The sequence below is a fragment of the Mucilaginibacter sp. genome, assembly GCF_039925265.1.
GTDB lineage: Bacteria > Bacteroidota > Bacteroidia > Sphingobacteriales > Sphingobacteriaceae > Mucilaginibacter.
Genome location: NZ_JBDSZG010000011.1, coordinates 1 through 23,578 on the forward strand (window position 1 = coordinate 1; position 23,578 = coordinate 23,578).

General features: G+C 40.6%; 24 protein-coding genes. 9 read left to right on the plus strand and 15 right to left on the minus strand.

Going from position 1 to position 23,578, the window contains the following annotated elements; genetic code table 11:
- Positions 1 to 246: 246 nt before the first annotated feature.
- Both ABIX36_RS04265 and ABIX36_RS04270 read right to left on the minus strand, forming a co-directional pair.
- Positions 247 to 687 carry a response regulator gene (locus ABIX36_RS04265; protein ID WP_348080924.1) on the minus strand — a complete coding sequence of 147 codons (441 nt, stop codon included), beginning with the start codon at positions 685 to 687 and terminating at the stop codon, positions 247 to 249.
- 10 nt (positions 688 to 697) lie between these two features.
- Complete coding sequence (locus ABIX36_RS04270) at positions 698 to 1,882, minus strand: ATP-binding protein (RefSeq protein WP_348080925.1); 1,185 nt, start codon at positions 1,880 to 1,882, stop codon at positions 698 to 700.
- Between the two features lie 367 nt (positions 1,883 to 2,249).
- On the opposite strand from ABIX36_RS04270, the gene ABIX36_RS04275 reads away from it, so the two are divergent.
- The 3 genes from ABIX36_RS04275 (at position 2,250) to ABIX36_RS04285 (ending at position 7,114) form a co-directional block, all read left to right on the plus strand.
- Positions 2,250 to 5,462, plus strand: coding sequence for a chemotaxis protein CheB (locus ABIX36_RS04275; RefSeq protein ID WP_348080926.1), 3,213 nt, complete (start codon positions 2,250 to 2,252; stop codon positions 5,460 to 5,462).
- 110 nt (positions 5,463 to 5,572) lie between these two features.
- Positions 5,573 to 6,559, plus strand: a complete 987-nt coding sequence (locus tag ABIX36_RS04280) for a 2-hydroxyacid dehydrogenase (protein WP_348080927.1) — start codon at positions 5,573 to 5,575, stop codon at positions 6,557 to 6,559.
- Positions 6,560 to 6,649: 90 nt separating this feature from the next.
- Positions 6,650 to 7,114 carry a PA2169 family four-helix-bundle protein gene (locus ABIX36_RS04285; RefSeq protein WP_348080928.1) on the plus strand — a complete coding sequence of 155 codons (465 nt, stop codon included), beginning with the start codon at positions 6,650 to 6,652 and terminating at the stop codon, positions 7,112 to 7,114.
- Positions 7,115 to 7,613: 499 nt separating this feature from the next.
- Here the strand turns inward: ABIX36_RS04285 and ABIX36_RS04290 are convergent, their stop codons facing one another.
- The gene (locus ABIX36_RS04290) at positions 7,614 to 7,754 is read right to left on the minus strand and encodes a hypothetical protein (RefSeq protein WP_348080929.1); all 141 of its coding nucleotides are present in this window, start codon (positions 7,752 to 7,754) and stop codon (positions 7,614 to 7,616) included.
- A 200-nt stretch (positions 7,755 to 7,954) separates the two neighbouring features.
- On the opposite strand from ABIX36_RS04290, the gene ABIX36_RS04295 reads away from it, so the two are divergent.
- Entirely contained in the window at positions 7,955 to 8,866 is a 912-nt protein-coding gene (locus ABIX36_RS04295; RefSeq protein ID WP_348080930.1) for an IS982 family transposase, read from the plus strand.
- A gap of 63 nt (positions 8,867 to 8,929) precedes the next feature.
- Here ABIX36_RS04295 and ABIX36_RS04300 read toward each other — a convergent pair whose 3' ends face one another.
- The 11 genes from ABIX36_RS04300 to ABIX36_RS04350 all read right to left on the minus strand — a co-directional run bounded on the left by ABIX36_RS04300 (position 8,930) and on the right by ABIX36_RS04350 (position 18,342).
- Complete coding sequence (locus ABIX36_RS04300) at positions 8,930 to 11,713, minus strand: multicopper oxidase domain-containing protein (protein ID WP_348080931.1); 2,784 nt, start codon at positions 11,711 to 11,713, stop codon at positions 8,930 to 8,932.
- 2 nt (positions 11,714 to 11,715) lie between these two features.
- On the minus strand, positions 11,716 to 12,183 hold the full coding sequence (locus ABIX36_RS04305) for a heme-binding domain-containing protein (RefSeq protein WP_348080932.1): 468 nt from the start codon (positions 12,181 to 12,183) through the stop codon (positions 11,716 to 11,718).
- Between the two features lie 5 nt (positions 12,184 to 12,188).
- On the minus strand, positions 12,189 to 12,797 hold the full coding sequence (locus tag ABIX36_RS04310) for a DUF3347 domain-containing protein (RefSeq protein WP_348080933.1): 609 nt from the start codon (positions 12,795 to 12,797) through the stop codon (positions 12,189 to 12,191).
- A gap of 78 nt (positions 12,798 to 12,875) precedes the next feature.
- Entirely contained in the window at positions 12,876 to 13,376 is a 501-nt protein-coding gene (locus tag ABIX36_RS04315) for a DUF3347 domain-containing protein (protein WP_348080934.1), read from the minus strand.
- A 75-nt stretch (positions 13,377 to 13,451) separates the two neighbouring features.
- Positions 13,452 to 13,928 (minus strand): hypothetical protein, encoded by a 477-nt coding sequence (locus tag ABIX36_RS04320; protein ID WP_348080935.1) that lies wholly within the window; start codon positions 13,926 to 13,928, stop codon positions 13,452 to 13,454.
- Positions 13,929 to 14,009: 81 nt separating this feature from the next.
- Entirely contained in the window at positions 14,010 to 15,260 is a 1,251-nt protein-coding gene (locus tag ABIX36_RS04325) for a hypothetical protein (RefSeq protein ID WP_348080936.1), read from the minus strand.
- Positions 15,261 to 15,356: 96 nt separating this feature from the next.
- Positions 15,357 to 15,995, minus strand: a complete 639-nt coding sequence (locus ABIX36_RS04330; protein WP_348080937.1) for a hypothetical protein — start codon at positions 15,993 to 15,995, stop codon at positions 15,357 to 15,359.
- A gap of 245 nt (positions 15,996 to 16,240) precedes the next feature.
- A complete protein-coding gene (locus tag ABIX36_RS04335; RefSeq protein WP_348080938.1) occupies positions 16,241 to 16,636 on the minus strand; it encodes a hypothetical protein in 396 nt (131 codons plus the stop codon).
- A gap of 151 nt (positions 16,637 to 16,787) precedes the next feature.
- Entirely contained in the window at positions 16,788 to 17,240 is a 453-nt protein-coding gene (locus ABIX36_RS04340) for a DUF305 domain-containing protein (RefSeq protein WP_348080939.1), read from the minus strand.
- Between the two features lie 53 nt (positions 17,241 to 17,293).
- Complete coding sequence (locus tag ABIX36_RS04345; protein WP_348080940.1) at positions 17,294 to 17,857, minus strand: AraC family transcriptional regulator; 564 nt, start codon at positions 17,855 to 17,857, stop codon at positions 17,294 to 17,296.
- Between the two features lie 74 nt (positions 17,858 to 17,931).
- Complete coding sequence (locus tag ABIX36_RS04350; RefSeq protein WP_348080941.1) at positions 17,932 to 18,342, minus strand: hypothetical protein; 411 nt, start codon at positions 18,340 to 18,342, stop codon at positions 17,932 to 17,934.
- A gap of 119 nt (positions 18,343 to 18,461) precedes the next feature.
- On the opposite strand from ABIX36_RS04350, the gene ABIX36_RS04355 reads away from it, so the two are divergent.
- The 5 genes from ABIX36_RS04355 to ABIX36_RS04375 all read left to right on the plus strand — a co-directional run bounded on the left by ABIX36_RS04355 (position 18,462) and on the right by ABIX36_RS04375 (position 22,915).
- Positions 18,462 to 18,836, plus strand: a complete 375-nt coding sequence (locus ABIX36_RS04355; protein WP_348080942.1) for a hypothetical protein — start codon at positions 18,462 to 18,464, stop codon at positions 18,834 to 18,836.
- 758 nt (positions 18,837 to 19,594) lie between these two features.
- On the plus strand, positions 19,595 to 20,599 hold the full coding sequence (locus tag ABIX36_RS04360; protein ID WP_348080943.1) for a type I phosphomannose isomerase catalytic subunit: 1,005 nt from the start codon (positions 19,595 to 19,597) through the stop codon (positions 20,597 to 20,599).
- Positions 20,596 to 21,363: an HAD-IIB family hydrolase gene (locus ABIX36_RS04365; RefSeq protein WP_348080944.1), complete on the plus strand. Its 768-nt coding sequence runs from the start codon at positions 20,596 to 20,598 to the stop codon at positions 21,361 to 21,363. The genes ABIX36_RS04360 and ABIX36_RS04365 overlap by 4 nt, the downstream gene beginning before the upstream one ends.
- Positions 21,360 to 22,433 (plus strand): glycosidase, encoded by a 1,074-nt coding sequence (locus ABIX36_RS04370; protein ID WP_348080945.1) that lies wholly within the window; start codon positions 21,360 to 21,362, stop codon positions 22,431 to 22,433. Before ABIX36_RS04365 ends, ABIX36_RS04370 begins: the two co-directional genes overlap by 4 nt.
- 47 nt (positions 22,434 to 22,480) lie before the next feature.
- Positions 22,481 to 22,915: a hypothetical protein gene (locus ABIX36_RS04375; protein WP_348080946.1), complete on the plus strand. Its 435-nt coding sequence runs from the start codon at positions 22,481 to 22,483 to the stop codon at positions 22,913 to 22,915.
- Positions 22,916 to 23,087: 172 nt separating this feature from the next.
- Here the strand turns inward: ABIX36_RS04375 and ABIX36_RS04380 are convergent, their stop codons facing one another.
- Complete coding sequence (locus ABIX36_RS04380) at positions 23,088 to 23,540, minus strand: pyridoxamine 5'-phosphate oxidase family protein (RefSeq protein ID WP_348080947.1); 453 nt, start codon at positions 23,538 to 23,540, stop codon at positions 23,088 to 23,090.
- Positions 23,541 to 23,578 lie beyond the last annotated feature (38 nt).

A 23,578-nucleotide genomic window follows, 5' to 3' on the forward strand; every position in this document is an offset into this window, starting at 1 on the left:
CAGAAACTGGCCATTTGGTTTCCTGGGAGAATGATATTAGATTTGATGTAGCAATCATGCCCAGTCAGGCTCCGGCCCCATGGGGCCGAAGCCTGACTGGGCATGACACAGTTTATTTTACAGACCCTCTGCATCATTGTCTTCAAGAATCAGAATTTTGGGATCGGTCATCATTGTGGCTACCTTTCAGATATTATATTTTACGGTGTGTGGCCTGATTGCTTTACCGGCATTGTTATTTTTTGGCTAATGCGACGGCTGACTCAGGATCATCCAATACAAACCGATCTCTTTAATCGCATTAAAAAAGTTATCACTATCCACCGGTTTAACGATATAACTATTGGCACCAAGTTCAAAGCATTTTTCTATGTCCGGCCCTTCATTTGATGAAGTAAGCATAACTACCGGTATCGATTTGAGAACAGGGTCTGACTTAACTGTTTCCAATACCTGTATGCCCGATACCTTTGGCATTTTAAGATCAAGCAAAACCAGTTTGGGATATTGTTTTTTACTACGCTCCGCATAAATACCACGGCAATATAAAAAATCGAGTGCAACAGCACCATCTATAACATGATGAAGCTTGTTAGAGAAACCACTTTTAGAAAGTGCCCTGATGGTTAAGACAGCATCATCAGAGCTATCTTCCACGAATAAAATTTCAACATCGTCGTAATTCATAATGTGTTCTTTAAATAGATTTTGGTAAACTAAAATAAAAGCAGGTGCCTTCGTCTAAAACTGATTCCGCCCAAACAGTGCCTCTGTGTCTGTTTACGATCTTCTGCACAATAGCCAGCCCAATTCCGGTTCCTTCAAATTCCTCCTGTGAATGCAAGCGCTGAAATACACCGAATAATTTATCATAGTATTGCATGTCAAATCCCGCCCCGTAATCCCGAACGGAATAAACTACCATATTCTCGCTCTCGTAAGCATTAATTTCTATTTTGGTTGTTTGCCTGTATTTGGAATATTTAATAGCGTTTGAAATTAAGTTAACCCAGACTTGCTTAATTAAAGATTTATCTCCCTTAGCAGGCAGGAGGTTACCGATAATGAAGACGGGGATATTATCCCCTCCTTCAAAGATTAGTTCATCCCTAACTGCTTGTACAAGATCAATCATGGACACTTCAGCAACGGTAACCTGTTTTCTTCCCAGTTTAGAGAAAGCAAGCAGATCATCGATCAGCAAGCCCATTTTTTTGGAATTGTTTATGATAGAAAGCAAAACCTTGTTTCCTTCATCATCAAGCTTGTCGGCATAATCTTCAGCAAGTATTCTGGAATAACCGTTAATGGCTCTGATCGGGGCTCGTAAATCATGAGAAACAGAATAGGAGAATGAGCCCAACTCTTTGTTAACTGTTTCCAACTCGGCTGTACGGTCAATTACTTTTTGTTCTAATTCTTCATTTAATTTGCGAATATCGTCTTCTGCCTTCTTTAATTCATTGTTGGCGGTTAGTAATTCTTGAGCCCTTTTTTCCTTCTCCGTATTTTGAAAAGCCAGCTCTTTATTAGCAATGATTAATTCGGCTGCACGGGCTTCCTTTTCGGCGTTCTGAAAGGCAAGTTCCTTATTAGCGATGATCAATTCGGCAGCGCGCAATTCCTTCTGTTCGTTTTGAAAAAGAAGCTCTTTGTTGGCGATGATCAATTCGGCAGCACGGTCTTCTTTTTCGGCATTTTGAAAAGCAAGTTCTTTATTCGCTATGATCAATTCTGCCGCTCTTAATTCCTTCTCGTCATTTTGAAAAATAAGCTCTTTATTCACTATGATCAATTCGGCTGCGCGGTCTTCTTTTTCCTGTTGTTGGAAAGCTATTTCCCTATTAGCAATTGATAATTCATCTGCATCTGTTTTTTTCATGCCCTAAACTTGCGATCTATTTAATGTGATTATGAACAAGATAAAAAAGTTGAAATAGCCCCTATGATAAAGTACGCAAAGCTAATATAATATCCGCTCACCGTTTAGAAACCTATATGTGACAACTATAAAACATTTTTGCATGCGTGCAATAAATTCATATTACTACCAATACGGGCGATCAATAACGTCTGATAATCAATTATGAGATAGGTGTCGATACCGGGGCAGAAAAAGGCGCTGCATTTTGGTTTATACTGCCAAAGGATATTTAGCCCAATATTAACTTTCTGATTTACAAAAAATTAAGTGTAATTTACGTTTCTTCTCTATTTAGTTTAAATCTTTTACTAAATCAACCCTTACCATGCCAGTAAACGAACCCCACCACATCATTGCCATTGGCGCCTCTGCAGGCGGCATGGAAGAGATCAATACTTTTTTTGACCATACCCCGCTGGATGGCGTCGCTTATATTATTGTACAGCACCTATCTTCAGATTTTAAAAGCAGGATGGTTGAACTGTTGGCTAAACACAGCAAGCTGGAGGTTGTAGAAGCAGCAAATGGTGCTGCCGTTGAGGTCAACAAAGTATTTTTAATTCCGCATGATAAATTCATGACGATTAAAGAAAACAGATTGTATTTAACGCCAAAGGGTAAAACCAAGGGCCCGCATATGACCATTAACAGGTTCTTTGTTTCACTTGCTGTTGAGTGTGGTAAAAAAGCTATCGGTGTTATTCTTTCGGGACTTGGTTCTGACGGCACCGACGGTATTAAATCTATTAAAAAAGGCGGGGGAATGGTGATCGCACGCAATCCCGAAACATCGGAATTTGGAAGTATGCCTGCACATGCGATAGCAACGGGCATGGTAGATTTTATTTTAGAGCCAGATCTAATGCCGGTTGCTATTGAGGATTATGTAAAATATGGCACTAAATTATTTTCGGATTCAAAAGATGATGAAAAGAACATCAAGGCAATTGTCGGGCTTATCAAAGAAAAAATGCCTTTCGATTTTACCGATTACAAGTTGACGACTTTGTTAAGGAGAACAAAACGCCGGGCTGCATACTCCAACTTTACCACCCTTGGTAATTATTTGGATTTTTTAAAAACTGATCAAACAGAGGTTCAAACGTTAGCCAAAGATTTTTTGATCAGTGTGACATCGTTTTTCAGGGATAAAGAAGCTTTTAATTATATCCAGGCTCAAATTTTTCCGGATTTATTAAAAAGGCTTGAACCCGATGAAGAACTAAAAATGTGGGTGGCAGGCTGTGCTACCGGCGAAGAAGTATACTCCCTGGCTATTTTATTGGCAGAATTGTTAAAGGACAGTTATAAAGGACTTATTATAAAAATATTTGCGACTGATATTGACAGCGCCGCATTGTTGCACGCCGGAAAAGGGGTGTATAGTCCCACGATTGCCAAAGATGTATCTGCGGAACGGCTGAAAAAATACTTTATAAAAGAGGGTGCTAACTACAGGGTGACACCTTTCATTCGCAAAATGGTCATATTTGCCCAGCATGACATGGTAAAAAATCCGCCATACTGCAATATGCAATTTGTAAGCTGCCGTAACATGCTCATTTACATGACCTCGGTTTTGCAAAAGAAAATCTACACCATGCTGCTTTTCGGGTTAAAAAAAGATGGCTATTTATTTTTAGGCTCAAGCGAAAACCCCATGCCTATCATGAAGAACCTGGAAGTGGTCAACAAAAAATGGAAGATATACAAGAATCTTGAATCCAAGCGGGTATTACGTTTTGATGCTTTTATGTTACCGGAAGTAACAGAGGTCAAACGCACAGCGTCGCCATTCTCCAGAAACAACACCGGAAAAAATATCACCGCTAACCTGGCGGAAGCTATGCAGGTCGATCTTGCTTATCAAATGGATTATCTCGCGGTTTGCGTTGATGAACATAACCAGGTAGTCAAATCATACGGGGATACCACCAAGTATCTGCTTCAGAAACATTTTACTGCTGATCTGGTTGAACTCTTGCCAAAACCTTTGGTTGTTGCATTCAATACACTGCGGAAGAAGGCGGAGAAAACTAACGAGAAGGTTACCATAACCGAAATAAAGATAAAAAACGGTCAGTACGTCAGGGATATAAATGTTACCGTAAGCCCTCTAATCGTTAAAGCAGGCGAGCAAAATCTATTTATGGTTACTTTCAGCGAGAACCGATCCGTCACATCTTCTCAGGAAGCTACTGTTTTTGACGAAAAAATTTACCTGGATGAATACACCGTCAACCTGGAAGAAGAATCTAAAGAGTTAAAGGACAAACTTCATAATGCTTATGAGCAACTGGACGCTTCCAATGAAAATATGCAGTCTTTTAATGAAGAGTTATTATCCGCTAATGAGGAAATGCAAAGTTCTAATGAAGAAATGCAATCCGTAAACGAAGAATTGGACACTATCAATGCTGATTACCAATTGAAAAACAAGGAATTGCTGGAGATCAATGATGACCTCAATAATTATTTCAGAAGTAACCTTAATGGTCAATTGTTTATCAATAACGAACTATTACTCATGCGCTTTTCCCCGGGGACAGTCAAGCAGATCAATCTGCTGGAAAGCGATATAGGCAGGCCTCTAAGTAATATCTCTACCAATATTAAATTTGAAACCATACTCGATGATATTAAAGAAGTTATATCCAAAGGAAACGTTATCACTAAAGAAATAGAAACTAATAATGGTAAATGGTATCAAATTATGACCATGCCATATGTGCATTCAGATCATAAGAACAGCGGCGCGATTATCACGTTTAACGATATCACTGAATTAAAAACAACACAATTAGACCTGGATAAAAAGAATAAAACCTTGCAAAGGATCAATGCTGACCTGGACCACTTTATCCATGCGGCGTCTCATGATCTCTTAGCGCCATTGGGTAATATTGAAACCAGTATTAATATCATGAATAAAATTAAGCTTACTGATGTTAAGCTGACGGACTTTTTGAAAATCATCAACGGCTCGATAAAAAAATTCAGGGAGCTGATAACAGATATAGGTACTATTGCCAAAGTCGAGAACGACATGATAAAAATGGAAGTTGTTGATCTCGATGACATTATCAATAATATTGAGTGGAGTTTAGAAAATAAGATCAAAGATTCAGGGGCAATCATCAACCGAGATTTAGAAATTAAACATATCTATTTTTCAAAAAAGAACCTGCGGAGCATCCTTTATAATTTAGTCTCTAACGCAATTAAATTCCGGCGCGACGAAATACCGGTTATCAATATTCGCACAGAAAAAAAAGGTGATTTTATTTTACTATCTGTACAGGATAATGGTAAAGGTATTCCAAAAGGCGGACTTGATAAAATATTTGACATGTACGGTCGATTAAACCAGGAAGTTGAGGGCCACGGCATAGGATTATACCTTGCAAAAAAAATAGTCAATGCTGCAAGCGGGAATATTGTGGTGGAAAGTGAGCCTGGTCAGGGCAGTAAATTTATGATTTATTTAAAAGAAGAGCCGGAGCATATCGCAGTTAACGCCTCTTTGAATTACGGATAAGCAGGATCGATTAATAGGTATCCCTATTTGACCATCCTTAAAATTATTCAGTAGTTGGCAAAAGCTCCGGCATCAATTCTAATATTGAGTATACCCAAGTCTAATCACATATGAAAATAGCCATCTTTAGTACCTACCGATATGATGAGGAATTTTTGAATCGGTTCAATACCGGTCATGACCTTATTTTTTTTACTGTGTCATTAAACGAACAAACGGCAGAACTCACCAAAGGATTTGAGGCCGTTTGCATCTTTGTGAATGATCTGGTCAACGAATCCGTACTCAAACGGATCCAGGCTAACGGTGTAAAACTGATCGTCCTGCGCTGCGCAGGCTTCAATAATGTCGACCTCAAGGCCGCGAAAGTGTTGAATATTCCAGTATTGCGCGTCCCTGCCTACTCACCTGAAGCGGTAGCCGAACACGCGATGGCCATGATCCTGACCTTAGACCGCAAAACCCATAAAGCTTATAACCGGGTTCGGGAAGGTAATTTTTCAATAGAAAAGCTAATTGGGTTCAACTTACATGGGCGAAAGGTAGCCGTCATCGGTACAGGAAAGATTGGGCAGGCTTTCTGTCGCATACTGAAAGGATTTGGCTGCTTGGTCAGCGCTTGTGATCTGTTCCCTGATACCGACCTGGCCGGGCAAGGTGTGATTTACGGAACCCTTGAAGAAACAGTGGAGGGAGCGGATATTGTTTCTTTGCATTGCCCCTTATCGGATACCACCCGGCACCTCGTCAATACCGAAACCTTGAAACTGTTTAAACCCGGCGCAATGCTAATTAATACCAGCAGGGGCGCCCTGATCGATACAAATGATGTGATAGAGGCATTAAAAAGTGGCCAACTGGGGTATCTTGGACTGGATGTGTACGAACAGGAAACCGCACTCTTCTTCCATGACCTCTCTGAAGATATCATACCGGACGAAATGATCAGCAGGCTTATTTCCTTCCCAAATGTGCTGATCACCTCTCATCAGGGTTTCTTTACCCAGGAGGCGATGGAACAGATTGCCAGGGTTACTTTTGTTAATATCGATGCATTTACAGATGGAACGGAACTGCTGAATGAAGTTAGCATCTGATCAGGATTACTGCCAATACCATTTCCTCTTGAACTTCTATTCATCAACACGCAAACATATTGATACCCTTAGTGTTCCCTTTTAAATAATATGGGAACTTTACAACACATAGAACACCAGATCTCGGCGATCAACGATCTGATCAAGATAAATAATGACCGCGTTGCCGGTTATCAAAAGGCGCTTTCTGCAGGTACAGATGCCGACCTACAAACGCTGTTTGAGAAATATATTCAACAAAGCCAGGATGCCGTTCGCGAACTCCATGAACAGATCCATACGCTGGGCGGCTTACCGTCCGATGGGACCACTGTTGCCGGTAAGTTTTACAGGACGTGGATGGATGTGAAATCTGTCTTTAGCGGTCCTGACAGGCATGCGATATTGTCAGACTGCGAACGGGGCGAAGATGTGGCCAAAGGTGCGTATCGTTTGGCATTGGATGATAAGGAACTGATCTGGGAAGATCCGGCCCTGGTAAAATTACTTACCGGACAGTTCGATGATCTCAAAGCTGCGCATGATAAGGTTAAAGCACTACGTGATTCGAAATAAATAGTTGATCTGTTAAGCACCCTTTCGTAAAATCCTTTGAACATGTTGGTACAGAGTTGTGTGATAAGAGTGCTTTGATCATTTTATTACGTAACCTTTATCATGCTGGATATTCCGCTGAAATAGACCAATGATTCATAGGTAATGAACCGGCTTTTCTGTTGACCCTTGCCTTTTAGTTGGAGATGCAGCTCATGTGCACAGCTCAGCATAGTTGTGGATTTTTGGCGCACTGGGTTTCTTGGCAGCGTTCGCGAGCCTTGCAGCATACGGAAGTCGCTGTGTATAGATCGGCGTATGCTGGCCGAAAGGCGGCGCATGACTGTCCAATGCCGTATGAACCGGTGTAAAGGGTTCTGCATTTAATTCAAATGGCGTTATTGTGAGGATAATAACGGGAAAAACTTAGCAGAAAGCGAAAAAGCATCAGCACCAAAATGTTTGTCTTTTACTTTAAAAGATTGTTTTGTGGTTTTGCAGCAATCGTCACCTTTGGATATTAGTTTTTCACTTCTTGATCCGCGCCAATGGTCAGACTGGTTGTTTTCAAAATACCAGAGCAATAAAAACGGCTGGCCGACACCCCGATAGCGGAGAGCAGGTAAACAGCGGTTAATAAAACGATGGTGATCTTTTTCACAAGGCTAAGATAAGTATTTTGATGTTCTTTATATTTGTAAGGTTTTGCTAAAACCTTACAAATAATCGTGTTATGTAAATTAACGTGAGTTCGGATAAGGAAACGAAAGAGAAGAGGATTCGATAATATATAATCAATTGAATGTCAATAAGTAAGCATATTTTGTTATATTTAAGTGTCGAATTTAATTATCACATCCTATGCTTACTCCCGATAAAATTATCGAAATATTCGTTAAAGTAGATGACTTCTGCAAAGAATTTGATCCGATACTCAAAAACAGCCGTGTAGAAACAGATATTGTTAAGACCAGGAACAGGTCGGCATCCCTTTCAGATAGTGAGGTTATCACCCTATTGATCGCTTTCCATAGTGGTCATTTTACCAACCTGAAACATTTTTATCTGAACCATATCTGTCCCTATTATAAAGCTTATTTTCCCGGTCTGGTGTCTTATAACCGCTTCGTAGAACTACAGCAACGGGTGGCTGTTCCGATGATGCTGTTCCTGAAAACACATTGTTTGGGAGCATCCAGAGGTATTAACTTTATTGATTCCACACATATCAAAGTATGCCATAACAGGCGTATCCACAACCACAAGGTATTTACCGGCGTGGCAGAAAGAGGCCAGTGCTCTCTTGGCTGGTTCTTTGGGTTTAAACTGCATCTGATTATCAATGATCAAGGTGAGATATTGTCCTTTTACCTTACAAAAGGCAATGTTGATGACCGGAATGTAAAATTGATGACTTCCATGACTCAAGATATATTTGGCAAATTGTTTGGTGATAAAGGCTATATATCAAAAGCTTTAGCAGACTTACTTTGGGGTAATGGCATACAAATGATTACTAAACCAAGAAAAAACATGAAGGAGTTTAATATCTCCCAAGCTGATAAGATCATGCTCCGTAAAAGGGCCATTATCGAATGTGTTAACGATGAACTTAAAAACATCTGCAAACTACAGCATACCAGGCACCGGTCGGTCAACAACTTCTTGATGAATACGATGGGCGCACTTTGTGCCTACCATTTCTTTCCTAAAAAACCATCCCTGAATATCGTTTTTGAAACTCCGGACAATCAATTACTTTTAGCCGCTTAACCCGAACTCACGTTAAATTAATTTAATGGAGGGTGACGACACGTCAGACCCTCCTTTAAATTTTTAATAAGTCAATGTTAAACCACCGCCCAATCCCATATCACTATCATAATGCGTTGACAGGGAGAAATATTTGGTAACGATATAGCGAAGTCCGGCTGCGTACTCTTTATCAGTATTCACCATAATGTTAAAGCGCATACGGCTTGAAATAGGAATGTCATCCCGTCCTAACTGGAAGCGCAGTTTGCCGTCACCGTCAATACGTGCATCCGCAACAAAAAGCATTGGCAAGGTATAAGCCACACCGGCTACTACGGTATGTCGGTCATTCTTGTTGCTTATCTGGCCGAACAAGTTTTTGTAGTCACTGCCAAATATGTTTTTTTCGTTGGGATTGAACTTTTTATAATGATAATCAAAACCAATATAAGGATATAACCACTGGTTACGACCAATATAACGGCCGACCATAGTTTCACTTTCATAACCCATCATAGCATCGGTGCCTAAATGCCACATGGTGCTGGCTTTCCAGCGGGTGTTGGAGAGCATAAATTGTGCATCGCTTCCATTACTTTCCAATCCGAGTTTGCCCATGAAATGCGGCATTTGGTCGTCCATATTTAACATCCTCCGCGCCAGCTTAGGATCAGGTATTTCCGGGTTAGGTGGTGAGTTTTCATAACTGAATATTCTGCCCATACCGCTCATCATGTGGTATAGAATATGGCAATGAAAGAACCAATCTCCGCCAGGTTCAGACGCGTTGAACTCTACGGTATCCCGTTCCATGGGCATAATATCCACCACATTTTTCATCGGTGCGTTTTCTCCCTGCCCGTTAATTATCCTGAAATCGTGGCCATGCAGGTGCATCGGGTGGCGCATCATGCTGTTGTTGTATAGGATGATCCTTAGATTTTCACCTTTTTTGATCAAGATCCGATCTGATTCGGATACCGTTTTGTTATCCATCGTCCATACGTAACGATTCATATTGCCGGTAAGATCAAATTTAAGTTCCCTCATCGGGCCTTTGGGTAATGTCGTATTATGAGGGTCACGGAGCATCCCGTAGTTAAGAGTCACAATATCCGAGTTGTCGGCCGCCATATTCATACCAGCCATGCTTTTATCATTTGCCATCTGCATAGCTGGCATAGCACTTTTTTTATCGTCGGCCTGTGGTTTATCCGCCCCGGTTATTTCAGGATACATTACGGTATTCATGTCCATGGTTTGGTTCTGCATCTTCATCCCATCCATTTGTACCATGTTACCGCTCATGTCCATCATGTCATTCATCATTTTCATACCGGCGAAGTATTTCAGTTTCGGCATTTTTTCTGCATAAACCTTTTCCCCCTTGCCTAACCAAAGTGAAGCTGATTTGGTGCGGTCTTCAGGAGTAACCAAAAACTCATAACTTTTGCTTTCCGGAATGGTGACTACTACATCATAAGTTTCAGAGGGTGCGATAATCAGTCTGTCCACTTCAACCGGCTGAACGTCATTACCGTCAGAAGCGACCACCGTAACTTTACCACCGGCATATTTAAGCCAGAAGTAGGAAGTAGCACCGCCATTGGCTATACGCAGCCTTACCTTGTCCCCGGCTTTATATTGGGGCTGCTCATTTTGATCTTTGCCATTGATCAGAAATTTATCGTAGTAAACATCACTCACATCCATTGCATTCATGCGCTTCCACTCATTCGCTACTTTAGTTTTAAAATGACCTGCTTTGATCGCCTCCAGATAACTCTGTGTAGTGCCTTTTTGTATCGCGAACCAATCGGATGCCGCGTGTAAACTACGGTCAACCTCTTTAGGGTTCATGTTTGTCCATTCGCTTAACACCACCGGTAACGTTGGGATATTCCATTCTTTCCGCTTATTCATGATAAAGGCACCATAGATGCCTATCTGCTCCTGCAAGCCTGTATGACTATGGTACCAGTGGGTGCCGTGCTGCTTGATCGGAAATTTATATAAGTGCGTTTCACCCGGCATGATCGGCATTTGTGTCAGATTAGGTACGCCGTCATAACGGTTGGGTAAATAAAGCCCGTGCCAGTGTAGTGAGGTTTCCTCTTTCAATTTATTATGCACATATATCTCGGCGGTATCGCCTTCGGTAAAAATCAGTGTCGGCATGGGAATGCTGCCATTCACAGCAATTGCCCTTTTTGGCTTACCTGCATAATTGACGATAGTATCTGCTATATAAAGATCATAACGAACAGTACGTGGCGGCACATTATTGACCAGTGTTTTGATGGGCCCTAACTTTGCTTTTGCGGTTTTCATATCAGTGGCCATTTCACCGGCATCGTTCATATTCATGCCATCCATTTTCATTCCGCCCATATCAACTGCTTTTTTACCGGTATCTTTGGCCATTTGCATACCATCCGACTTTTCAGCGGGTGACTTTTTCTGATCCATTTTCATCCCATCCATTTTCATTCCACCCATGTCATCAGCTTTTTTGTCGGCACCATTGGGCATTTGCATCCCATCAGGCTTCTCAGCGGGTGACTTTTTCTGATCCATTTTCATCCCGTCCATCTTCATACCACTCATATCGTCGTCCTTTTTACCGGTTACTTTGGCTGGTGTAGTTGCCGCCTTTTTCGCCATAGCTTTAGGTTTTTCTTTAACCAGTTTCATTCCGCATTTAGGGCAATTACCCGGCTTGGTCGAATGGATTTCCGGGTGCATTGGGCAGGTATAGGTGATCGGCTGTTTTTTTTGCATACCAGCCATATTTTGCATATCGTTTTGAGCGAACGCGACTTGCTTAAAGCAAAGCATCATCGCCACAAATAGTATTTTTTTCATCTTTAATTTTTTAGTAAAGGGCTATCGCTGTTCTGTTTAACCCAATTCATGAGTGTTGCTTTATCTTTTGTTGAAAGAATGGCATTCCTGTGAATGAGCGTATAGGAAGATAAGGGCATCGAGCCTTCTTCTAAACTTTCACCGATAGCCCTTAATTTACTTCTTTGTTTCCTGGAGGAATAGATCCCAAACTCATTAAAATTCAGCTCTTCCTTCCCCTTGCTGACGTGCCCGTCCATCATCAGCCTGATTGGCTGGAACCAGGAATACAGCGGATATTCGGTATGATTGCTATGGCAGTCATAACATGATGTTTTAAGAATGGCACCGACGTTTACCGGAACCGCATATACTTTGCTGATATCATTTGCCGGCATAGGTTCGCTTTCATTGTGATCGCGGGGGATGAACTGGATAATGATAAACAGACCAAATATTATAATTAACGAAATCTTAATTACACGTTTCATAACGGCTATTTTAATTCTTCCTGGATGGTACCACAGGTTGACATACTTGAACCCATATAGGGGTTTTTGATCTCTTTGGTTTCACTCAACCAGATGGCACCCTTTTTATCATTATACATTGGGCAATGGTCTACAAACAAAGGTTGTGCTGCGCCGAATAGTTTAACCAGGTCATACATATCCTTGCTTAACATATCAAAATGCTCCCGTTGATGTGGTAGTTTACCACCACTCATCCCAATATGCTCGGCCATTTCTTTTGCATCATCGGCGATGTCAGTAAAGGCTTTCTTTTGGGTGGGTGTTAATACGGATTGATCAAGTTTTGCAAAACCCGTTGATAGCGCTTTTCCAGCGGTAGCCGCATCGGTGCTATTATCTTTGGTCAGCGCGTTTTTTAGTTGTAAATAGTTTCCAACCATTTCCTTAACAGAAGCAGTAGTTTTGGGATCAACGCCTCCTTTTGCAGTAGTTGATTTTGTGTCGGCCGGTGCAGTATTTGTTGAAGCGGTCGTGTCCTTTGTGCTGTTAGCAGCTGATTTATTCGTGTTACTACAGGCGATCATTGAAAATGAAGCCAGGCTGATCAATGAAACAATGATTAGATTTTTCATGGTATGATTATAAATTATTGACCACCATGTGCAAATGAAAGCACAGGTGATCAAGTTATTAAGAAATAATTAGTTAATTTATTTGTTCAGGGTTTCGGTAACCTTACCGCAAGTAAGCATTTGGCTACCATAGTAAGGGTTTTTGATCGCGTCTTCAGAAGATAACCAATAACTCTTTTTCATCGGGCAATAAGAGTAATAAACAGGCTTATCGGTTAATTTTACAGCTTTAGCCAGTTTAAAAAAGTTAGCTGAAAAATTAGCGAAATGCTCCCGCTGATGGGCGATATCCTTACTCTCAGAAATATGCCTGGCATCGAACGCCAACTTTTCCTGTGCCGCCATAAAAGTTGACCTATCCGCTGTGGGCAGTGATTTCATATCAACACTGTTAACAGCTTTTAAAAACTCTCCTGCATGGGTAGCGGCATCGACACTGTTTGATTTGATCAAAGCATCTTTTATATCGTAATAAGATACCAATAAAGGGGTAAGCGAGGTTGACTTAGTATCCTGCGCAAAAAGTAGTTGGGTAGAAACCGTTGCTATTAAAGCAACTAATAAAAATATCTTTTTCATGATCTGAATTAATTATTAATGTAATAGAAAAATTGGAACATGGCAGAGCCATAGTTCGGAAAATCTATTAATTAATCAAATCTGAAAGCTTTGCAGCGCGATGCGGATAGGATATGTGGGAGGCCGTCGTCGTCCGTCAATCGATACGAATTGATTGGTTAGACTAACTGAAACCAGCTTTAAAAAGAATTGGTGATAAGTACCAATGTAAGTAAAGGGTGCCAGTAAAATAATGTGGCTTGACTGTGGAGTTACCTTGGCTAAAGTATTAAAATTGTTAACCGCTCCCTGACAACATGGATCATTGTTAGCCATAGCGGTTCCAGTAAATAATGGTTCTTCATGAGCTAAGAGCTGGGATAATTTGCGATGTTCATGATGATGTTCGGTAGCTTCATCGCCATTGTGGTGGTGATCGGTAACTTCAGCACTTGTATCATGGTGTTCTGTAGTTTCCTCCTGTTCATGAATAGACATACGTAAAGCGCAAGCAAACCCGGTAACGGTGTTTAGCAGGAATATGAATAATAATAAAAGCGCTTTACTTTTCATCTTCAGTCACAAAGTTAAACAACAGGCGTTTAAATTGTTTTATATAATTACGTTTTAAATTATATCCTATTGTAGGTTCTGTTAAATGACTGTCCGAGCTATCTTTTGCATGATAGAATGATTATCGCCAAATTTACATAAGGCATCGCAGTGTTGCCGCAGATCGCTAAAACAAATATACTTCATTTGCATATTTCCTTGCCTGATCGACGGTCGCGATAGCTGCATGATCACATCTTTTTCCCGCTGATCCGGCACCACGAGGTATAAGACCTCTTCCTTGTTATTCACACTGCAACTTAGATCTGTCAGTCTCAAAATACCGGAATAGATACTGGTACTCTTTTCGACCTCAAAAGCAGCGATAACTTTTGCCGTTCCTTTTTCAAACCATAGCACATCTATTAATTTAACAGTATTTAATACTTCTTTCTCTAATGTCAAGTCCGGGAAATCTGCCAGTGAAATAAAAGTAAACTTGTTACCGTTCCATGATTTAGAACGGTCATTGGAAGCTGCGATCACATCATATCCGAGGGAATGACCAATCTTCAATAAATGGTTCTGCATTTCATTGTGCAAGTGTTCGTCCTCAGTTTCAACCCGTTTGTCCTTATGCCGCTTTGCGATCAACTTTTCAAGCCTTGTGCGTTCCGTTTCTGAAAGGTATTCATCTTTACCTAACAACAGCTTTTGTGTTCCCACCTCGAATAACAAGCCTGCGAATGCACCCATATCTAAAGACAATTCATTGCAATGCTTGCGATTCATATCCATGATGATTTCCCTGATCTTGAGGTATTCGCTCCAGCTACCTAATTTCTTTTTGTCTTTGAAAAGATAGTTAAACCCATTAATGATCGCCGTATTAAATGGAGGCATCAAAGTTGGATGTAAAAAATATAGGATGCTTGCCACAGCAGGCCCCAACCCTTTGATCTTTAAAGCATCCAGTTTTTCAATTTCCCTGATGATCTGTTCTTCATTTTTTGCGTTGATACAGTTCTCCAAAAATTGGCCAAATGCTATCTTATTATTCTGGTTCTCATAAATATCAGGTATCCGTAATTTAGGTTTCCAATAAAAAGGATGCGATGCCCCTTCAAAAACTTGCTTTTGCTCTGTAATGCAACTTAATACAAATTCAAGTGACGTTCCTTTAAAATCGTTACCAAATCGCCTGGTCTTAATATCATCAATAACTTGTAATACCCCCCTGCGAATAGAGCGAAATGCTTTTAACCGTTCTTCGTTATTGATGAACCAGGTATTATAAACCGATTCCTGATCGCTTTTATATTGTGCAATAATGGATTGTAAATGTTCACTCATAAGTAGCGGATAAAATAAAGGTATCCGCAGTAAACGGATACCCTAAATTAGAAAAGTTCAGACAAATATATCTAAGCGATCAAAATAACCTGGAAATTATAATTCTCGTACCGCCCTTATCCTCCGAACAATCTCCTTTACCAGTTCCTGTTCGTCAATCGCCCCGGCGACAATTTCATGTGCGGCTACTTCAGGAACTTGGAGATAAGCGGCGATAGCCCCGTTGATATGAATATCAAAGCCCTCGCCATTTTGTACGATACCGACGACATCATCCTCCGGGCCGAATATGAAATATGGCGAGATATCATACAATGGGTGTTCCATGATCGCTGCAAGCTGCTCGTCGCTCATATACATGGTGCTTTCTGGATCATGAAGATCTTCCTCCTTTAAAACAGGCTGATTGTCAGCGTCATCAAACCATTCTTTCACATGATCCTGGATAATCTTCACCAGCTGCGCAATTTCCGTTTCGGCAAAGGCCTGTCCTTCATAACGCCATTCAAAAAAATTTTCGTTTAAAAATATCAGGTTGCCTGCAAACCCCATGTAGGTATCCATATCTACATCGGCGGTCTTATGTTTGAAAGGCTTGGGGATTACATAAAATAGCTGGAAAACACCTGTAATACTGGCGCGCCCGTTGAAGCCTGGAATGGTGCCGGGTACGATCTTGATCTCGGCATTCCCGCCAGATTTTTTTTGGATGGTATAAATAATATGCTGCTTCATATTCCTTGCCCCAGTTGAAGGTCTGACAATAAGCGGTAGCCGTTAATTGCGAGGAATGATTTGTATTGCAATGCAAATACGTACTTTATATTGACACACTCTTGTTCAGGGAACGCAGGTGTGCCGAGCAAACTTTCCAATAGAAAATGTGCCGCATTTAAAATTAAATGGGAATTCATGGTGGTAATTCAAGCTAAAAATGAGATAATAGGTATCCTTACCGGCAGGTCCGGCATTAGCTTGAATCAGATTAGAAGGGATTGGTTGGAAAGATAAATTGGCTGGCTGCGCAGAAAAGGTGGCCCGTTGGGCCTTGGCCAGCTAACCTTGTTCGCAATTTTTAACGGAATGTACAGACAGCTTTCAGTTTGCAAAAGCAATATACCTAAATCTGTCGGATGAAAACTAAAATGTGAACCGATCTTCGCATTTTCTTTTACGACATAAGTGCCATGATGGTAACAGCAGTTGCATTCACCATTACGGCAGTCTTCATCGCCTTCTTTTTCGTTATGTGCTTGGTCCTTATCTGTAACCTGAGCCTCTTGTCTATTTTCTAATCGAGTGGCAAGGTAGTCCGTAGCACAATGTAGCAAACAGGCATAGGCACCTGTTGAAAGCAACAGGTAAAATAAGGTCATGGCTATAGCACAAATTCTTCTCATGTAAGCGACAGCAATCAGTATTTAAAGATATCGATTAAAAAAGGTATTTACTGGATTAGAATATGTTTAATGCTGATTTATAAAAAAAATTAATGTTATTATAACAGTAGTGCTTAAAGACAACCTGTTATTTACCCATACGGGCCAGTATTTTTTTCATTTCGGCAATTTCCTTTTCCTGGGCTGCAATAATCCCGTCTGCAAGTTTTCTTACTTCCGGGTCTTTAATATGCGCGTTTTTGCTGGTTATAATTGCTATGGAATGATGTGGGATCATCCCTTTCATATATTGCACATCGCCAACAAAAGTCTGGGTCCGGACGCCAACAAGAGAAAGAATGAAAACCGCAACACTTGATAGAATGATAATGGTATTCAGCTTACGGTTTTTATACATAATCCGCATCATCGCTAACATCAAAACAGCCATAGCAGCTACCATCATTAATGTCATATAAAGGCGGGTCAGGCTTAAATAAATATGATCGGCCTGATCAACATTTAAAAACAGCACTCCGTACATGATGATAAATGACAAGAACAGCATCCAAACAAACATCTTGTAATTTCCCTTTTCCATGATTAAAGCTTTATCATTGAACCAGATACATGATTAATTTGTTTTGTAATGAATTAAATTTTATCAATGGCTTTTCTTTTCATTTTTTCAGAAGCCTTGAATTGGCTAGGCGTTAAACCGGTAATCGTTTTAAACTGCGTAGACAAGTGGGCACTGCTGCTATATCCCATTTTCCAGGTGATCTCGTTTAAATTTAATTCATTGTATTCCAACAATTCTTTTACTTTTTCTATTTTTTGCTGGATAATAAACTTTTCGATGGTGATGTCTTCATACTCAGAAAATAAACGGCTCAGGTAAGCATAGTCTTTAAAAAGCTGGGAAGAAAGCAGGTCTGAAAAATTGATGTGGCTTTTTGACAAGTCGGTATAATGAACTTGCTGAATAACCAGGTTCTTTATACGTTCAACGATCTGCTGCTTTTCGCTGTCGATCAGCTCAAAGCCCATTACCTTTAAAGAGGAAGCTATTTCCAGTAAAGTCTGTTCATCAGGATCAGGATCAATGGTTGCCTTCCCCAAAACAATGTCTGTTACCCGGAAATGTAAATTTTCTAATTGCTGGCGGACAACCATAATGCAACGGTCGCATACCATATTTTTAATATGAAGTATCATGTATATTAATTCAAGCGATTGTTAAAGTTAAAACAAAAGAATGCCATGCTGCTGAGATTGCAGAGATGCTTGAATCAAATAAGGATGGAACGAAATTTTATAACGATGGATTTACCGGATGGGTCCGGAGGCGCATGGCTTTCATGCCAGGACAAACGGGCAACCACTGGATAATCTTGTAACGAGCTTAGGAAAATTTGATGTTGGGCAATGATGGCGATCTGTGGTGCCTGAAAATCAGGGACTGGCGGAATATTTTCCTTGATCACATAATTATCGTGTTTATCGCAGCATCCACAGTCTTTATCACCACAATGCTTTTTCTTATTATGCTCATGCACGTCGTGATCCTCATGGTCGTCATCGTGCATGGCCATTTTCGGCTGTAAAAAGTACTCGCCGGCGCAGTGTACAATACAGACGAACATACCTGTTGTGAGTAACAGGTAAAATGCCGCTATACTTAAAACCGCCGCTTTCTTCATGGATACTACAAATGTAGGATATTCTTTAACAACTGCTTTTACAGAATTTTGTTTGATTATTACATAATTAGGAAATCGGTGCCAAATCCTCACGGCCAGCCGCTTTTGCGATCTTATCCATGATACGAGCCGAACAGAAGCTCCTTACGTCAGAATCCAATCTGAACGCGGTGATCGAAAATACGGATGCTTTTATCTATTCGCTCGATCGTGAATTCAGGTTCATCACTTACAACGCCAAACTGGAAAAAACGATGCAGGAACTCTACGGCATAACCATCTCGCCGGGTTACAATGTATTCGACTTTATCGGCGAATTTAATCCTACAGAATTCTCGGAATGGCAGCGCATATATGTAAAGGCACTCAACGGTGAAATCGTTCAATTTGAAAAAAGAGTTCCACAACGGCAGTTTTCGCAGTTATACCAGTTTCTCTATTCATCCTATTTGAGAAAAAGATATCGTTACCGGCCTGTCCTGCTTCGCCAATGACATTACTGCGCGTAAGATTTCCGAAGAGTTTTTGATCGAATCAGAAAAAAGATATAACAATTTGTTCCAGCTAAGCCCATTACCCAAATTAGGATTCGACCTGGAAACTTTACGATTCCTTGATGTTAATGAAGCAACCATTAACCAATACGGGTATAGCCGTGAAGCGTTTTTAAAAATGTCGATCACACAACTTCAGCCGCCCGGGTGATACACCCCTTACCGGCGACACGCTGATTGAATTAAGGAAACAACAGGTACAACATCGCATCACTCCATTGTCCATAAAAAAAAGAATGGTGAAGAGATCAGTGTTGATATCCAAAGCAACCCGGTCATTTATAAAGGAAAAAATGCCCGTATCGCTATTGCTACTAATATTACAACTAACCTTAATTATATTCACGCTGTAGAAGAACAAAATGAAAAACTGCGCGAAATTTCGTGGATGCAGTCACATGTGATACGGGCACTGCTCGCCAGGATCATGGGTCTAATACCGCTGATTAATAATACCGAGGGGCTTCCGGATGCAACAAGGGAAATGATGACCTATTTGTTACAGTCAGCGTTTGAATTGGACGAAGTAATCCATAATATCAGCCGCAAAACGGAAGTAGCAACCTTGACGAATGACATTTAGACACCTGTAACTACTATTTAATTTGAAATTAATGATCTGAACTTTATTGTTTATCTACTGACCTCTCTTTTATTATAATCGAAACTTATTACATTAAATATGCTTACTATAATACATGAATAATGCATTATACCCCTTAAAATTCGAACCTATCTATCAATACCGCCTTTGGGGAGGCAGAAAATTAGAGAATTTACTTTCTAAACCGCTGCCAAAAGAGGAACCTATAGGTGAAGCATGGATATTGAGCGATCGTAAGGATCATGCCAGCAAAGTTACTGAAGGTTCCCTAAAGGGTTATTCCATCACTCAATTGATGAAAGAATATCCTAAAGAACTTATGGGCAAACTGGCTGACCGATTTGATCATTTCCCGCTTTTGTTGAAATTCTTGGATTGCAAGGAAGTATTGTCGGTACAGGTTCATCCTTCAGACAATCAAAAAAGTTATATACCCAAAGGTGACACTGGAAAAACGGAAGCCTGGGTGGTTTTAGAAACAGGTAAAGACAGCCGAATATATGCCGGGCTAAAGAAAGGTACCGATCAGCAAAATTTGCGTCAGGCTATTCAAACCCATAGTGTAGCTGACAAACTTCATAGTTTTATACCAAAACCCGGGGATGCTGTATTTATTCATTCCGGCACGGTACATACGCTTGGCGGAACCGTAGTTTTTGAAGTGCAGGAAAACAGCGACGTTACTTTCCGCCTTTACGATTGGGATCGAACCGACTCTAAAACCGGAAAACCACGCGATCTCCAGGTAGATGAAGCGATGGCCTGCATTGATTTTGACCAGGTTGATATTGGGCCGGTAAAGCCGGTTATAGAAGCTCATCAAACGAACACCGAAAAATTATTTGATAACGAGCACTTTATATTATGGCGCATGAAATACAAGTCGCCTTTTAATGTTGGTTTCAAAAATGAGCCAACTATTTTAGTTTGTTTAGAAGGATCTGGTAAGCTTATATGCAATACAAAGGCATATCAGATCGGTAAAGGGGATGTTATGCTGTTACCGGCTGCTGTGGGAGGATGTGATCTTCAACCCAACGATGAAATTAGCCTATTACAAATAGGCATACCCAGTAAAGAAACCTCCGAACATTCATGAAAAAGCTAATAATTTTTGATTTAGATGGAACACTTGCCGAAAGCAAATCTGCTATAGATAACGAAATGTCCCTTCATTTAGGTCAGCTACTTGAAGTCGCCCATGTTGCCATCATATCCGGAGGAGACTGGCCGCAATTCGAAAAGCAGGTGTTAGATCATTTATCCAAAAAACAGTCGCCGAAGAAACTTTTCATACTTCCCACATGCGGCACCAAATATTATCAATATAAACACGGCTGGAAACAATTGTATGCCGAGAACTTTAGTGACGAGGAAAAAAAGAAGATCATCGATAATTTGAACCAAGCGGTTAATGAATCAGGCCTGGATATCAAAAAAACATGGGGAGATCAGATAGAGGACAGAGGCAGCCAGATTACCTTCTCGGCATTGGGACAAAGCGCACCGTTAAAAGAGAAAAAAGATTGGGACAACGATTTTGCCAAACGTAAAAGAGTTAAAAACAGGCTTGACAAATCACTCAAACATTTCTCTGTCGAGATGGGTGGCGCTACTTCCATCGATATAACTAAACCTGGCATTGATAAAGCGTATGGTATACATAAGCTTCAAGAGGTATCGGGCATTAAAATATCAGAAATGCTATTTATAGGTGATGCCTTATTTGAAGGGGGAAACGATCATCCTGCTATAAAAACGGGCGTAGCTTGTGTTCAGGTTCGTGATCCTGATGAAACGAAAAGAATTATCGAAACGATCGTTGCCTGTTTGGATAATAAATATAAAAGCAAAAAAGCATGATCCCATTCCAGCTACAACGCATCGGCACCATAATGGAGCCCGAACCGGGCAATGAATTGGAGACCGAGGGGGTACTTAACCCAGCAGCAACCCGTGGCCCGGATGGTAGCCTTTACCTTTTCCCGCGTTTGGTGGCAAAAAACAATTACTCCCGTATAGGCATAGTGAGAATAAAATTTAATGAAACCGGCGACCCGATTGGCGTAGAACGTTTGGGCATAGTGTTACAACCTGAAGCCGAATATGAAAAACGCCCCAACGGTGGAGGCGGTTGCGAAGATGCAAGGGTGACTTATGTAGAACCATTACAGCACTATATAATGACCTATACTGCCTTTGGGCCAGATGGGCCGCGTATTGCTGTGGCAAGGTCCAAAGACTTGTTTAAATGGGAACGCTTAGGGCTGGTAAAGTACCTTTCGTATAAGCACATTAACTTTAATGGTATTAATAATAAAGATGCCAGCATTTTCCCTTTAAGTATTCCTAGCCCTCACGGACACCCTTCTATCGGTATGTTGCACCGCCCACTTTTTCCGGGCACAACCCCGGAAGAAATCGTTAAACATGGGGGTAGTGAAATGGATTCACATAAAGAGAGTATCTGGATCTCATATTATAATTTAGGAGAAGACACTACCATAGAATATGCAAAATTCACGTCCAACCATCGTTTGGCTCTGCCCGAAGAACCATGGGAGAACTTGAAAATTGGTGCCGGTGCGCCACCTTTATTAACCAAACATGGGTGGCTCATGGTATATCACGGAGTACATGAATTGGAGGGATCAACGGCTTCCAAACCCCAATTATGCTATTCCGCCGGGGTGATGATCCTTTCAGAAAAGAATCCGCAAAAAATATTGTATCGTTCGCCTAACCCCATATTAATTCCCGAATTACCGGAGGAAACAATTGGAACTATCGCGAATGTGGTGTTCCCGACTGGTATAGACCGCCGCGAGGATATTGGAGAACCCAACCGAATTGATGTTTACTATGGGATGGCTGATAACCGTATAGGGGTAGCCAAAATGATCATTCCCGATATCCTGCCTGGTATTATATAATAAATACAAGGTTCAGCCTGTCAATAAACAATTAAATTATAATCAAGATGAAAGCTTTCGAAAAATTATCCTACGCCGAACAACAGGAATTCCTGATGTTTCCTGTTTATATTTCTTTACTGGCAGCTAATGAGTATGGTCCGACGGACGATGTAGATATTAAAGCTGCCGTCGAATTTGATCACATGAAGACTTATACCTGCGTTCCACTGCTCAGCGGGTTTTATGCGAAAGCCGACGAGCTATTTAAAGACAATTTCACTAACCTGGATGCAGAATTGCCAAAAGGTAAGTTAGCCCGCACAGAGGCGATTAAAGCCAAGTTGGCGGAATTGGAAATATTGTTGTTAAAATTTGATAAAGACTATGCTGCCGCCATGCATCAAAGTATGAAATCATTTAAGGATCATGTGTCGTCAGCACACTGGAATGTTTTGGACAGCTTTTTATTCCCCATCCCGATAAAGGGAATTTCATATTAGCCTATCTGGAAACCTTGATTCTAAGACGTCATCTAACTTTGAATACATCAACGAACTTGCAAAGTTGGTCATAACCAATGCCGGACTTCGCCGTTACACAACCTAATAATCAATTTCAACGCTGGTAAATAATCTGTTTGGCGTTAAAATTAATTATTAAAGCTTTTGATAATTACCTATTTTCAAATCGTCCGGTTTTTTTACTTACTACGATCTTGTAAATAATCAATTCAACAGTAGTCCCGATATCACCTTCTTTATCAACGAAGCCGTGTTCACGGGTAATTGAATCATCCATTATGTACGGTGTAATTCTGTCTGTCAACTTTTGGAGAACTTTTTGTTTTTCTTCCATTTCCGTGATCTCTTCAAACTTTCCCCAGGCGATGACACTTTCCCAGTTGGTAATTTCTTTGATGTTATCCACTTCAAAATAAACTAATGGATTCTCGCGCATCATTTCAATCTTCATCCCCTTAGCAGAATGACAATAAATATCTGTACCGTCATATAAATAATTTACCGGAACAATGTAGGTAACGCCAGCTGCGTGGCACCCGATTCGACCGACCAATTGATCTTTCAATAAGGTGTCTATTTGATAATCATTTAATTCTCTTAACATCTTCTCTTTTTTAGTTGTTTACTTTATTTACATGGAAA